The organism is Sphingobium sp. SA916 (genome assembly GCF_002894065.1).
Lineage (GTDB): Bacteria > Pseudomonadota > Alphaproteobacteria > Sphingomonadales > Sphingomonadaceae > Sphingobium > Sphingobium fuliginis.
The window spans coordinates 93,934-108,041 of sequence record NZ_LXYF01000085.1; the positions used below are offsets into that span (position 1 = coordinate 93,934).

Genomic DNA, 14,108 nt, shown 5'->3' on the forward strand with positions numbered 1-14,108 from the left:
TCGAAGGCGGTGTGTGTCAGAATTCGATTCCCGGCTGGGCCTTCACGCCGCTGCGGAAGGGATGTTTGACGAGGGTCATTTCAGTGACGAGATCGGCCGCCTCTGTCAGCGCCTCGGGCGCGTTGCGGCCTGTGACGATGACATGCTTCATTTCGCCCCTGGCGGTCACGGCCTCCAGCACCTCTTCGACCGGAAGATAGTCGTAGCGCAGGACGATGTTGAGTTCATCGGCAAGGACCATGTCATAGGCCGGATCGGCGATCATGCGTTTCACCTCATCCCATGCTTCGCGTGCAAGGGCAATGTCCCGCGTCCGGTCCTGCGTGTTCCAGGTGAAGCCTTCGCCCATCGGCTTGAATTCGACATTGTCGGGGAACGCATCGAACACCCGTTTTTCTCCGGTGGTCATCGCGCCCTTCACGAACTGCACGACGCCCACCTTCCTGCCATGGCCGATGGCGCGGACCACCATGCCGAGCGCGGCGGTCGTCTTGCCCTTGCCCTTGCCGGTGTGGACGATCAGCAGGCCCTTTTCCTGCGTCTTGGTCGCCATGATCCTGTCATGGGCGGCCTGTTTCTTCTTCATCTTTTCGGCATGCTGTTCGGGCGTGCGTTCGATCATTGCGGGGCATCCTTGAGTTGGGAGAGAAGCATGGCGGCGCTGTTCGACCGGGGTTTCCAAAGGGCGCGGTCCAGCGCTTCGTGAAGGCGGGCGGCGGTCTCCCGCAGGGCGGCCGGATTGGCTTCCGCCATGAAGGCGCGGACCGTCTCATCCTCGATGAAGGCGGCGTGGACCGCGTCGAAATGATGGTCCTTCACCGCATGGGTCGTGGCGGCGAAAGCGAAGAGATAGTCGACGGAGGCCGCGATCTCGAACGCGCCCTTGTAACCGTGGCGCATCATGCCCGCGATCCATTTGGGGTTGGTGACGCGGGCGCGGACGATGCGGCCGATCTCGTCCTCCAGCGTGCGGATGACGGGACGTTCGGGACGGCTGTGGTCGTTATGATAGCTGAGCGGCCTCCTGCCGGAGAGATGCTCGACCGCCGCGGCGATGCCGCCTTCGAACTGGTAGTAATCGTCGCTGTCGAGCAGGTCGTGCTCTCGATTGTCCTGATTCTGGATCAGCGCGTCGGCTTCGGTCAGGCGCTGCGTGAAGAGGCTGCGTTCGCTGTCGCCTTCCACCCCGCCGCCATAGGCATAGCTGCCCCAGTCGAGATAGACATTGGCAAGGTCCGACCGGTCGTGCCAGATCTTCTCGTCGATCATCGCCTGGAGGCCGGCGCCATAGGCGCCCGGTTTCGAACCGAAAACGCGGCTTCCCGCGCGGCGCCGCGCGGCCTTTTCCGGCGTGCCCTGCGCGATCAGCGCGGCGGTTTCGATGCGGTGGCGGGCGGCGGCCGGATTGTCCTCGTCCGGCTCGTCCAGCGCCATGACGGCGCGGGCGGCGCTGTCGATCAGGTCGATCTGTTCCGGGAAGGCGTCGCGGAAAAAGCCGGACACGCGGAAGGTGACGTCGACGCGGGGGCGGTTCAGTTCCGCGATCTTCATGACCTCGAAACCGATGACCCGGCCCGAAGCCCAGTCCCAGCGGGGCCGGACGCCCATCAGGGCCAGCGCCTGCGCTATGTCGTCGCCGCCGGTCCGCATATTGGCGGTGCCCCAGGCGGAAAGGGCGATGGCGCGGGGATAGTCGCCCTCGCGCTGGAGATAGTCCTGCACGATGAGATCGGCGGAGCGCTGCCCGAGATTCCATGCCGCCACCGTGGGCACGGCCCTGGTGTCGACCGAATAGAAATTGCGCCCGGTGGGGAGGACGTCGGGGCGACCTCTGGTGGGCGCTCCGGAAGGGCCCGGGGCGACGAAATCGCCGTTGAGGGCTTTGAGGAGTGCGGCTTTTTCGGCCTCTCCGCAGCCATCGACGCGCGGGGCGAGATCGGTTTCGATAGCCTTGAGAACCGCAGCGCTCCGTGGACCGGGAGCGCCTTTCCGGCAACTGCCGTCATCCCCGCACGCGCGGGAATGACGATGTTCCAACTCATCGAGCAGGCGGATGGCGTGAAGTTCCAGCCGTTCCACCGTGTCGCCCGTGCTGCGCCAAGGTGCTCCTGTCAGGCTTTGCAGCGCTTCCGGCCGGGGTCCGGCCCAAGACGCGCCCATCGTGCAGTCGAGCGGGTCGAAATCCAGCCCCAGATCATCCGCCAGCGCACGGAGCAGGGACTGCTGGCCGGCATCGTCCATACCCCTTGGGCAGCGGGCAAGGGAAATGAGCAGGTCGCGGCGAAGGGGACCCTTCGGGCTTTGCGTGAAGACGTGCAGCCCGTCACGTATCTGCATTTCCTTGAGTTCGCACAGATAGTTGTCGATCGCTGCTAAAGCCTCGTCTCCGCTTCCCTGCGCGCCTGAATCCTTGTCCAGCCCTTGCGAGGCGGCGAGGGCCAGAATGTCCTTGCGCAGCGTTTCCAGCCGGCGTGGGTCCATGCCAGCGGCGAGATAATATTCGTCGACCAGAGCCTCCAGTTCCTTGAGCGGGCCGTAGCTCTCGGCGCGGGTCAATGGCGGCGTCAGATGGTCGACGATGCAGGCGCCGATGCGACGCTTGGCCTGGGTGCCTTCGCCGGGATCGTTGACGATGAACGGATAGATTTGCGGGATCGGCCCGGCGCAGATTTCCGGAAAGCAGTTTTCGGACAGCGCGATCGCCTTGCCCGGCAGCCATTCGAGATTGCCGTGCTTGCCGACATGGACGACGGCATGGGCGCCGAAATCGCCGGCCAGCCAGATATGGAAGGCGAGATAGGCATGGGGCGGGGGCAGCGCCGGGTCGTGATAGCTGCTCTTGGGATCGACATGATAACCGCGCGACGGCTGCACGGCGACCGCGATCCGGCCGAAGCGGTGCACCGGCAGATGGAAGGCGCCAGCGCGGAAGAAAGGATCGGTTTCGGGCGCGCCCCAGCGGCACCGGACGGCTTCGCGGACCGCCTGGGGCAGCGTGGCGAAGGCTGCGTCATAGGCCTGGAGCGAGAGGGTGATTTCACCCGGACGGTCCGGCGCGGCATTGGTGATGCCACCTGTCATGCGCTGCATCAGCGCGGCGCCGTCGGTGGGCGCATCATCCGTTCCGTAGCCTGCTTCCGCCAGGGCCTTCAGAATGGCGGCGGCACTGGCGGGCGTATCGAGGCCGACGCCATTGCCGATGCGGCCATCCCTGTTGGGATAGTTGGCGAGGATGAGCGCGACGCGACGTTCCTCCACTCGCGTTCTACGAAGTTTAGCCCAATTTGCAGTAAGTTGGGATACGAAGCTGACACGATCTTCCAGTATCTGGGGCACGACGATGCTGCATTCCGTGCGGGCATCGAACCGTGCCGCAGCCTTGAAGGCGACCGCGCGGATGAAGAGGCGGCCGTCCACCTCCGGCAGCGCGACATGCATGGCGAGGTCGCGGGGGCCAAGCCCGCGGGCACTCGACTCCCAGGCGCTCTGTTCGGCGCTGGCGAAGATCGTCTGGAGGATCGCGCAATCCGCCTGTTCGAGGATGGAGGGCGTGCGCGGCTCGCCCGGCGCGCTGGCGGCAAAGGCGGTGGCGTTGAGGATGACGTCCGGCGGCGCCTCCGCCATCAGCCCTTGCAGGAAGTCCCGGGCGAAAGGTTCGCGCAAGGCGCGCACATGGACAGGAAGGACGTTGAGGCCCGCCGTCTCCAATCCCGCGACCATGCGGTCCACGGCGTCCAGCGTGCCCGCGATCAGCAGCGCGCGGTAGAAGAGGAAGAGGGCCGTCGGCTGCCCTGCCTTCCATCCGCTCCTGACCTGATCCAGCGTGGGTCGATCGACGCCGGGCAAATAGAGGCCGGCGTCGGCCACCGGAACGGGCGCATCGGGAACGCCCGCGTCGAAGCCGGCAAGGCGGGCGGCGTTGCGCAGGAAGGCGATGGCGTTGGCAATGCCGCCCTGCCGCAGATAGTCGCGCAGGAGATCGCAGCTCTCCGCCACGACGGTCGATGCGGCGCGCAACGCGGGGTCATCCTCTCGCCCATCGGCGATCGCCGCAAAGGCTATGCCCTTTTTCCGGGCGATATTTGCAATCTCATCAATGCCATAGGGCCAATAGCTCTTGCCGCCCAGCAGGATGACGCAGACGAATTTGGCGTGGGCGACGACCTTTTCGACATACAGATCGACGGAATAGGGGTGCTTGAGCTGGAGGAGATTGGCCAGCCGGATTTCGGGCGCCGCCCTGCCCAGTTCCTGCCCCAGAACATGGGCTGCGCTCGCGAAACAGGCAAGTTCGCTGTCCGCCACGGTCAGCAGCACGATGTCGCCCGGCGACTGGCCGAGGTCGATGGCTTCGTCGCCGTTGGAGACGGTGCCGGGCGTGGCGGTCAGCAGATGCATCAGGCAGCGGCCATCTGCGCGCCGAGCGCGGCCTCTATGGCGGCGCGGTCCATGCCGCTCTGGCCGATCACCACCAGGCGGGAGCGGCGCGGTTCGTCGGCCTGCCAGTGCCGGTCATAATGATGCTGGATGCGGGGGCCGACGGCTTGCAGCACGAGGCGGGCGAGGCGCCCTTCTATGGCGAGGAAGCCCTTCACCCGCAGGATGTCATGCACGGCGATGCTCTCCGCCAGCGCCGCCAACAGCGGCTCCGGACCGGAAAGTTCGCCCAGGTCGACGATGAAGCTCTCGAAATCGTCATGGTCGTGATCCTCCCCATCGTCATGGTGCGAGGGGCGGGCATCGATCCCGTCCTCCACCCCGGCGCCGAGGCCGAGCAATATGGCCGGTTCGATCTCTCCCCTCGCCGTGCGGAGGATGCGGACGCCGGGGCGGATTTCCTGGGCCAGTTCCCGCTCCAGCACGGCCAGCCGGTCCACGGCGACCAGATCGGTCTTGTTGAGCAGGACAAGGTCGGCGCAGGCAAGCTGGTCCTCGAACAGTTCCTCGATGGGGCTGTCATGATCCAGCGTCGGGTCGGCCGCGCGGGCGGCGGCGAGCGCCGCCTCGTCATGGGCGAAGCGACCCGCCGCCAGCGCGTCGGCGTCGATCAGGGCGATCACTCCGTCGACCGTGGCGCGCGTGCGGATGTCGGGCCATTGGAAGGCCTTCACCAGCGGCTTGGGCAGGGCAAGGCCGCTGGTCTCGATGATGATGTGATCGGGCGGGGTGGGCCGGTCGAGCAGCTTTTGCATGGTCGGCAGGAAATCGTCGGCCACGGTGCAGCAGATGCAGCCATTGGCCAGTTCGATGATGTCCTCGTCCGGGCAGGCTTCGTCGCCGCAGCCCCGCACCAGCGCGCCGTCGACGCCGACGTCCCCGAATTCGTTGATGATGAGGGCGAGACGGCGGCCGCCCGCATGTTCGATGAGGTGACGGATCAGCGTGGTCTTGCCGGCGCCGAGAAAGCCGGTGATGACGGTGGCGGGAACCTTTTTCATGCGGGATTTCCTTGCGGTTGGTGGCTGGGGATGGGAGCGACTTCGATCTCGTCGAAGCCTTTCCAGCGATAGATGGCCCAGCTCAGCAGCCAGCAGGCGGCGAACAGGCCGATGATGATGAAGCCGAGGCTGTTGAAATGCTCGCCAAGGTCGGCGGCAAGGGTCCATACGCCGCCGCTGAGGCCGAGCTTGTCGCCCAGCAGGGCCGCTGCCTCGATCCCGCCGATGAGCAGCGCGACCAGCGCCGACACCAGCGTGATGGTGATATTGTAGTAGAGCTTGCGGATCGGCTTCACGAACGCCCACTGATAGGCGCCCATCATCAGGGCACCGTCCGCCGTGTCGATCAGCGCCATGCCCGCCGCGAAGAGCAGGGGAAAGATGAGGACGGTCGCAACCGAAAGGCCGCTGGCGGCCTGACCGGCGGACAGGCCCAGAATGGCGACTTCGGTTGCGGTATCGAAGCCCAGGCCGAAGAGGAAGCCGAGCGGAGCCATGTGCCAGCTTCGCGTCACCAGCCGGAAAAGCGGGCGGAAGAGGCGTGCGAGCAAACCCCGGTTGCCGAGCAATATGTCCATATCTTCATCGACATAGGCTCCACCCTTTCGAACATGGTTGAATGTCCTGAGAACTGATCGGAGGATGATCAGGTTCATCGCCGCGATGGCGAAGAGGAAGGTCGCCGACACCATTGTCGCGATGGTGCCGCCGATGGCTCCCGCCGCTTCCACCCGGCTCAGCGCATTGGCGGCGACAGCGATGGCGACGGCGGCGATCAGGACGATGCCGCTATGGCCGATGGCGAACCAGAAGCCGACGGTCAGGGGCCGCTGGCCGTCCTGCATCAGCTTGCGGGTCACATTGTCGATGGCGGCGATATGATCGGCGTCCACGGCATGGCGGAGGCCCAGGCTCCAGGCCAGCAACGCCGTGCCCAGCATGACCGGATCGCCCGCGAAGATCGTGAAGGCCGCGATCCACGCCGTCAGATTGGCGGCGATGAGCCCGGCGAACATGCCGGTCGCGCGGCGGCGAAGACGGCTGGCCGGCGCCCCGGGCGATTCCGGCTCATGGGTCGATATGCTCATAGGGTCGGTACCCCGTCGGCGTCTGCGAAACCGGACGGGAGCCGCCTTCATGCCGGACGGACGCTCTTGCGCCCGGCATGCGGACAGCAGCTCCCGCTGCGTAAGCGTCGCTCAGACGGAGGACCGTGCCGTGGCCATCCCCTGGACCAAGGCAAGAGCGACCAGACGCAGGCAGGTTTCCTGGCTCGCGGGTCATAGCTTGGCGCATGGCCTTCCCAGGCCTCGCATGATTTAGCGTCCGGCCCAGTGGCTGATCCTCCGGCGCTTCCGGGGGATCGCTATGCGTCTCGCTCGCCGCTTACAGTTGCAGGGACAGCCGCGGATTCATCACCGCATTCCCTATTAAGCCCCTTGGGAGGGCACCGGCGCGATCATGAAGGTCGGTCGAAACCACCCTTCGGCGGCCATGCATAGAGGCTGGAACGGGGAATGGGAAGAGGAGGCTTGAGCAGAAGATGTTTCCTCAATTAACTCCTACAAATGACGTTCTTCCAGCAGGGTCTTCAGAAAGGCCCGGCCGGTCGGTGACAGATCCTCATGATGGATCAGCCAGAGCGCGCTCATGACCGGCACGTCGAACGGGCGGTTGATCACATTGTCGACATGCAGCCGCGCCATCGACCCGGCAATCACCGTAGGGCCGAAGCCGGCCGCGACAAGGCCCAGCAGGGTCGCGAGGCTGCGGGCTTCATGCGAGATTTTCGGGACGAACCCTGCTTCCGCGCACAGGGCCTGGAAATGCTCCGTGAACCCCGTCCCATTGGGCGCGCCGTAGAGCACCAGCGGCTCGTCGGAAAGGTCTGCGATGCGCGGCGGGGCAGGGCGCAGCGCCAGCGGATGATCGGCGCGCAGGGCCAGCACCATCTCTTCCTTGAGCAGGCATCGGGACAGCATGCCTCCGGGCAGCGCCGGCGCCTCGAAATTACGCACGATGCCAAGGTCGAGCTGACGGCTCGCCACGCTCTCCACCTGCTCGTCGCGCCCTTGTTCGCGCAGGATCAGTTCGACATCGGGATAGGTCTGGCGGAAGCGGTAGAGTGCCCGCGCCACCGGAGGCACGAAGGGGCCGGAAGTGGTGAAGCCCAGCCCCAGCCGCCCGATCTCCGCCCTTTGGGCCATGCGCGCGATCTGTGCGGCGCGGTCCGCCTGGGCAAGGGTTCGGCGCGCTTCAGGCTCGAACAGCCGGCCGGCCTCCGTCAATCGCACCCTGCGGCTGGTGCGGTCGAACAGGCGGACGCCCAGTTCCTCCTCCAGAGCACGGATCTGCTGGCTGAGCGGCGGCTGCGATATGCCGAGGCGCAGGGCGGCGCGGCCGAAATGCATCTCCTCAGCGACGCACAGAAAATAGCGGAGATGGCGAAGGTCCATGAATCATGTCGCTCAACATATCGATCATGCCATATTATATATTAGACGCAGAATGTCCAAGGGCGCATGGGCGGCTTCGAATGTGGCGGCGTCTCCCGGCTGGCCGGCGGAGATGCGCGGGCTATGCCCCCTCATTGCCGCAGCACTCCGCCATGGCCGGGGATGCCGTCGCATTCTAGGATGTGTGGAAATTCGCCTCGCCCCGAACGAAGCCCCCACGCGTCCTGGAGCATTTCCGCGCTGGCCGCCTTTCTGGCGACGGTCGGAAATGCAGCAAACGATATGCGCATTTCCTGGCGCGCTTCGTCTCTGGTATCAGGCGGCGAAAATATCTGGAGAGGTTGTATCGTCATGTGCGGCGGGGATCATCCGGCGGCGCATCCGTGGAGTCGTGAATGATCGGTATCGTCAAGGTTGCCCTGCATCGTCCGCTCACCTTCATCGTGATGGCGATCCTGATCGCGATCGCGGGGGTGCTGGCGGCGGCGCGAACGCCGGTCGACATCTTTCCCAATATCCGCATTCCCGTGGTGGCGGTCGCCTGGCAATATGCGGGCCTGTCGCCGGAGGACATGGCCAACCGCATCGTCAATCCCTATGAGCGCGTGCTGACCACCACGGTCAACGACATCGAACATATCGAGAGCCAGTCGCTTCAGGGCATCGGCATCATCAAAATCTATTTCCAGCCGGGCGCCGACATCCGCACCGCGACCGCGCAGGTGACGTCGGTGTCGCAGACCGTGTTGCGCCAGATGCCGCCGGGGATCACGCCGCCGCTTGTCCTGAATTACAGCGCGTCGACCGTGCCGATCCTCCAGCTCGCCCTGTCGGGCAAGGGGCTGTCGGAACAGCAGCTGTTCGACATGGGGATGAACCAGGTCCGCCCGCCGCTGATCACGGTCCCCGGCCTTGCCATGCCTTTCCCCTCGGGCGGCAAGCAGCGGCAGGTGCAGATCGACCTCAATCCGCTGGCGCTTCAGTCCAAGGGGCTGTCGGCGCAGGATGTGGGTGCGGCGATCGCCGCGCAGAACCAGATCAATCCGGCCGGTTTCGTCAAGATCGGGGAAACCCAGTATAGCGTGAAGCTGAACAATGCGCCGTCCTCCATAGAGGCGCTGAACGACCTGCCCGTCAAGGTGGTCAACGGCGCGACCATCACGATGCGCGATGTCGCGCATGTCCGCGACGGCAGCGGGCCGCAGCAGAATATCGTGCATGTCGAGGGCAGCCGGTCCGTGCTGCTGACCATCCTCAAGAACGGCGCCACCTCCACCCTGGCGATCGTGGACGGCGTCAAGGAAAAGCTGCCCCAGATCGCGGCGGGCCTGCCGGACAGCCTGAAGATATTGCCCATCGGGGACCAGTCGCTGTTCGTGAAGGCGGCGGTGGAAGGCGTCATTCACGAAGGGGCCATCGCGGCGGCGCTGACCTCCCTGATGATCCTGCTGTTCCTGGGCTCCTGGCGCTCGACGGTGATCATCGCGCTGTCGATCCCGCTTGCGATCCTGGCGGCGGTCGCGGCGCTTGCAGCCTTCGGCCAGACGCTGAACGTCATGACGCTGGGCGGGCTGGCGCTGGCGGTCGGCATATTGGTCGACGACGCCACCGTGACCATAGAGAATATCAACTGGCATCTGGAGCAGGGCAAGGGCGTGATCGAGGCGATACTGGACGGCGCGGCGCAGATCGTGACGCCCGCCTTCGTGTCGCTGCTGTGCATCTGCATCGTGTTCGTGCCGATGTTCTTCCTGCCGGGGGTCGCCGGATTCCTGTTCGTGCCGATGGCGCTTTCCGTCGTGTTCGCGATGATCGCATCCTTCATCCTGTCGCGGACGCTGGTGCCGACCATGGCCATGTATCTGCTGCGGCCCCATGTCGAACAGGGCGACGCGCATGTGGCCGGGGCGCCTGCCTCGCGCAATCCGCTGGTACGCTTCCAGCGTGGGTTCGAACGGCGCTTCGAAAGGATAAGGCGCGGCTATGTCGGGCTGCTGCACCGGGCGCTGAATGCGCGCAAGCCCTTCCTGCTCGGCTTCATGGCCGTCGTTCTGCTGTCCTTCGGGCTGTTGCCGATGCTGGGCAGCAACTTCTTCCCCTCGGTCGATTCAGGGCAGATCGCGATGCATGTGCGCGTGCCGGTGGGCGCCCGGATCGAAGACAGCGCCGCCCGCTTCGACCGCATCGCGCGGGTAGTCCGCTCACTGATCCCGGCGGAGGAACTCGCCTCCATCACGGACAATATCGGCCTGCCGGTCAGCGGCATCAACGCCATCTACAATAATAGCGGCACCATCGGCCCGCAGGATGGCGACATGCTGATCGCGCTGACCAAAGGTCATCGGCCGACGGACGAGATCGTCGCCACCCTGCGGCGGGAGCTGCCGCGCCGCTTCCCCGGCACCGGCTTCGCCTTCCTGCCGGCCGACATCACCAGCCAGATCCTGAACTTCGGCGCGCCCGCGCCCATCGACGTGCAGATCGCGGGCAAGAACGCCGCCGGCAATCGCGCCTATGCGCAGAAGCTGCTGGCGAAGATGGCCACCATTTCGGGACTGGCCGACGCCCGCATCCAGCAGCCGGCGCGCTCGCCGCAGCTCGATGTCGAGGTCGACCGCTCGCGCGTCGGGCAATATGGCCTGTCGGAGCGGGACGTGACGACCAGCCTGGCAAGCCAGCTTGCAGGCACGTCGCAGACCGCGCCCGTCTTCTTCGTGAACCCGGAAAACGGCGTGCAATATCCGGTCGTGGCGCAGGCGCCGGAATATCTGGTGGGCTCCATGAGCGACCTTAGCAATGTGCCGGTGTCGGGCAGCGCGGCAAGCGCCTCGGTTCAGCCGCTGGGCGGGCTGGCCACGATCAAGCGGTCCAACACCGTGCCCATCGTCAGTCACTATGACATTGCGCCCGTGCTGGACATCTTCGCGACGACGCAGGGGCGTGACCTGGGTGCGGTCGCCCGGGATGTGCAGCGGGCGATCCGGTCGCTGGAGAAGGAACTGCCCAAGGGGACGACCGTCACCATCCGCGGCCAATATGCGACGATGAACACGGCCTTTTCCGGGATGGGATGGGGGCTGGCGGGGGCCATCGTGCTGATCTACCTGCTGATCGTCGTCAACTTCCAGAGCTGGGTCGATCCCTTCGTGATCATCACGGCCCTGCCGGCGGCGCTGGCGGGAATCGTTTGGATGCTGTTCACCACCGGTACGACGCTGTCCGTGCCAGCGCTGACGGGCGCGATCATGTGCATGGGCGTGGCGACCGCCAACTCCATCCTGGTCGTCAGCTTCGCGCGGGAGAAGCTCGCCGAACTGGGCGACGCCGGCAAGGCCGCGCTGGAGGCGGGGATGGTCCGGTTCCGCCCGGTGCTGATGACCGCCCTTGCGATGATCATCGGCATGGGGCCGATGGCGCTGGGGCTGGGCGACGGCGGCGAGCAGAATGCGCCGCTGGGCCGGGCGGTCATCGGCGGCCTGATCTGCGCGACGGTCGCCACCCTGTTCTTCGTTCCCACCATATTCGCCTTCGTCCATCGCAAGCATGGGCAGAAGGCGCCTTCCCTGGAAATGCAGCCGAGCCATGTCTGAGCACAACCCCATCGAAAATCCCGAGGCGCAAGGACCCGATAGCCGCACGTTGAAGCGGGTAGGGATCGGCGCGGCGGTCGTCGCGGTCGCCATCGTCGGCATCGGCGTGGCGTCGCGGATCAGCGCGACCAATGAACTGAGGCAGGTCGCTGCCGACGCATCCATTCCCACCGTCTCGGTGGTGACGCCGTCCGCCGGTGGCGAAGGCGACGCATTGGTGCTGCCGGGCAATGTCCAGGCCTATAACAGCGCGGCGATCTTCGCCCGGACCAATGGCTATGTGCGGCGGTGGCTGGCCGATATAGGCGATCATGTCGGGGCCGGGCAGCCGCTCGCCATATTGGACGCGCCGGAGGTGGACCAGCAGCTTGCACAGGCGCAGGCCGATTATCAGACCGCGCTCGCCAATGAACGGCTGGCCGCCACCACATCGAAGCGCTGGGCCTCCATGCTCGCGCAGGACGCCGTCTCGCGGCAGGAGGCGGATGAGAAGGCCGGCGATCTTGCCGCGCGCAGGGCCCTGTCCAATGCGGCGCTCGCCAATGTGAAGCGCTTGCAGGCCTTGCAGGGCTTCACCCGTCTGTCCGCGCCGTTCAGCGGTGTCGTGACGAGCCGGTCGGCGCAGATCGGCGCTCTGGTGGTGGCGGGCAATGCGGCGGCCCAGCCCTTGTTCACCGTGTCCGACACGCATCGCATGCGTATCTATGTGCGGGTGCCCCAAGGCTATTCGGCGGCCATCAGACCGGGAATGGCGGCGACGCTGACCCTGCCGGAATATCCCGGGCGCAGCTTCGACGCGACCCTGACCAGCAGTTCGGGCGCCGTCGATGCCCAGTCGGGCGCGGTGCTGGTGCAATTGCAGGCGGACAATCGCGACGGGGCGCTGAAGCCGGGCGCCTATGCGCAGGTCCGCTTCAAGGTGCCGGCGGGATCGGGCAATGGCGCGACCCTGCCGGGCAGCGCGATCTTCTACGGCAATGACGGGCCGACCGTGGCGGTGGTGGGCCGGGACGGCCGCGTGACCGTCAAGCCCGTCACGATCGCGCGGGACGAAGGCAATGTCGTGCTGCTGTCGGGTGGCGTCCTGCCGACCGACCGGGTCATCGACACGCCGCCCGATGCGATCCGCAGCGGCGACAAGGTGCATGTCCAGGCCGCCGCCAAGGGTGCTGCCCATGGGGGTTGATCGCCGGGCGACGGCCATGTTGCTGGCAGGGCTGGCGGGATGCTCGATGGCGCCAGCCTACCGGCCGCCTGCAACCGCCGTGCCGCAGGCGTTCAAGGAGGCTGAGGGTTGGACGGCGGCGACGCCGATGGACCAGGCGTCGCGCGGCAAATGGTGGGAGGCCTTTGGCGATCCCGTGCTGAACGATCTAGAGGCGCGGGCGGAGCAGGCCAGTCCGACGCTGGCGGCCGCCCTTGCGCGCTATGACCAGGCGCGGGCGGCGGCGCGGATCGAGAGGGCGGACCTGTTCCCGCAGGTGAATGCAGGGGGCGATGCCAGCCGTCAGAGGCTGTCCGGAAGGCGTTTCGGCGGCAATGGAACGGCGCCGACCTATGATGATTTTTCCGTGGGGGCCACGCTGGACTATGAACTCGACCTCTGGGGCCGCATCCGCAACGGCGTGAGGGCGGCGCGGGCGGATGCACAGGCCAGCGAGGCCGATCTGGCCTCCGCGCGGCTCAGCCTTCAGGCGGCGGTGGCGGACGCCTATGCGCGGTTGCGCGGGCTGGACGCAGAGGCGGAATTGCTGCGCCAGACGGTGGAGGCATTCGGCAAGGCCTATCGACTGACGGCAACGCGGCATGATGGCGGCATCGCCTCCGGGATCGACGTCAACCGCGCCAAGACCGTGCTGGATAATGCGCAGGCGCAGATTTCCGCCGTCGCCAACGAGCGGGCGGCGACCGAGCATGAGATCGCTGCGCTGGTCGGGGCGGTGGCGTCCGACTTCTCCGTCCCGGTGCGGGTGCAGCCTCTCGGCGCGCCTCCATTGCCGGCGGGCGCGCCTTCGGAGCTGTTGCAGCGGCGGCCGGATATTGCGGCGGCGGAGCGGCGGATGTTTGCGGCCAATGCACGGATCGGCGTGGCGAGGGCAGCCTTTTTCCCGACGCTGACCCTGGGGCTGTCCGGCGGGTATCAAACGACGCATGGCGAGTTGTTCAGCAAGCCCAGCAGTTTCTGGGGGTTGGGACCGGCTTCGGCGGTGCTGGCGCTGTTCGACGGCGGTCGGCGGAGGGCTGAGGTGAAGATGTCCCGCGCGGAATATGAAGAGGTGAGCGCGGGCTATCGGGAGACGGTGCTGGGGGCGTTCCGGCAGGTAGAGGATGCGATCGCCGCGAACCGGCATCTGGCCGATCAGGCGGTGAACCAGCGCAGCGCGGCCGCGGCGGCAGGGCGGACGAGTGAACTGGCGCTGACCCGCTATCGGGATGGGGCGTCGGACTATCTGGAGGTGGTGACGGCGCAGACGGACGCGCTGGAGGCGCAACGCGCGCTGCTGTCGGTGGAGACGCAGCGGATGCGGGCGAGCGTTGCGTTGGTCAAGGCATTGGGCGGCGCGGTCTGAAATCCCGGAAACGCTGGATGCTCCTGCCTGCGCAGGAGCATGGTCCTTGTCAAA

At 66.3% G+C, this 14,108-nt stretch carries 8 protein-coding genes and 1 riboswitch; of the genes, 3 read left to right on the forward strand and 5 right to left on the reverse strand.

What is annotated here, in order from left to right; genetic code table 11:
* Nucleotides 1-16: 16 nt before the first annotated feature.
* From cobO to A8G00_RS22535, 5 genes are all read right to left on the reverse strand, one after another.
* Nucleotides 17-622 carry a cob(I)yrinic acid a,c-diamide adenosyltransferase gene (gene cobO / locus A8G00_RS22515; RefSeq protein ID WP_044660797.1) on the reverse strand — a complete coding sequence of 202 codons (606 nt, stop codon included), beginning with the start codon at nt 620-622 and terminating at the stop codon, nt 17-19.
* Nucleotides 619-4,398 carry a cobaltochelatase subunit CobN gene (cobN, locus tag A8G00_RS22520; RefSeq protein ID WP_103001740.1) on the reverse strand — a complete coding sequence of 1,260 codons (3,780 nt, stop codon included), beginning with the start codon at nt 4,396-4,398 and terminating at the stop codon, nt 619-621. The genes cobO and cobN overlap by 4 nt, the downstream gene beginning before the upstream one ends.
* Nucleotides 4,398-5,438 carry a cobalamin biosynthesis protein CobW gene (gene cobW, locus A8G00_RS22525; protein WP_103001741.1) on the reverse strand — a complete coding sequence of 347 codons (1,041 nt, stop codon included), beginning with the start codon at nt 5,436-5,438 and terminating at the stop codon, nt 4,398-4,400. The genes cobN and cobW overlap by 1 nt, the downstream gene beginning before the upstream one ends.
* Nucleotides 5,435-6,526 carry a HoxN/HupN/NixA family nickel/cobalt transporter gene (locus A8G00_RS22530; protein WP_061933855.1) on the reverse strand — a complete coding sequence of 364 codons (1,092 nt, stop codon included), beginning with the start codon at nt 6,524-6,526 and terminating at the stop codon, nt 5,435-5,437. Before A8G00_RS22530 ends, cobW begins: the two co-directional genes overlap by 4 nt.
* 152 nt (nt 6,527-6,678) lie before the next feature.
* Nucleotides 6,679-6,908: riboswitch (cobalamin riboswitch) on the reverse strand.
* 92 nt (nt 6,909-7,000) lie between these two features.
* Entirely contained in the window at nt 7,001-7,894 is an 894-nt protein-coding gene (locus tag A8G00_RS22535) for a LysR substrate-binding domain-containing protein (protein WP_103001742.1), read from the reverse strand.
* A 395-nt stretch (nt 7,895-8,289) separates the two neighbouring features.
* Here A8G00_RS22535 and A8G00_RS22545 point away from each other — a divergent pair, with 395 nt between their 5' ends.
* The 3 genes from A8G00_RS22545 to A8G00_RS22555 are packed head-to-tail and all read left to right on the forward strand — an operon-like array spanning nt 8,290 to nt 14,054.
* Complete coding sequence (locus A8G00_RS22545; RefSeq protein WP_103001744.1) at nt 8,290-11,484, forward strand: efflux RND transporter permease subunit; 3,195 nt, start codon at nt 8,290-8,292, stop codon at nt 11,482-11,484.
* Entirely contained in the window at nt 11,477-12,670 is a 1,194-nt protein-coding gene (locus tag A8G00_RS22550; RefSeq protein WP_103001745.1) for an efflux RND transporter periplasmic adaptor subunit, read from the forward strand. The genes A8G00_RS22545 and A8G00_RS22550 overlap by 8 nt, the downstream gene beginning before the upstream one ends.
* Complete coding sequence (locus A8G00_RS22555) at nt 12,660-14,054, forward strand: efflux transporter outer membrane subunit (RefSeq protein ID WP_099186779.1); 1,395 nt, start codon at nt 12,660-12,662, stop codon at nt 14,052-14,054. The genes A8G00_RS22550 and A8G00_RS22555 overlap by 11 nt, the downstream gene beginning before the upstream one ends.
* Nucleotides 14,055-14,108 lie beyond the last annotated feature (54 nt).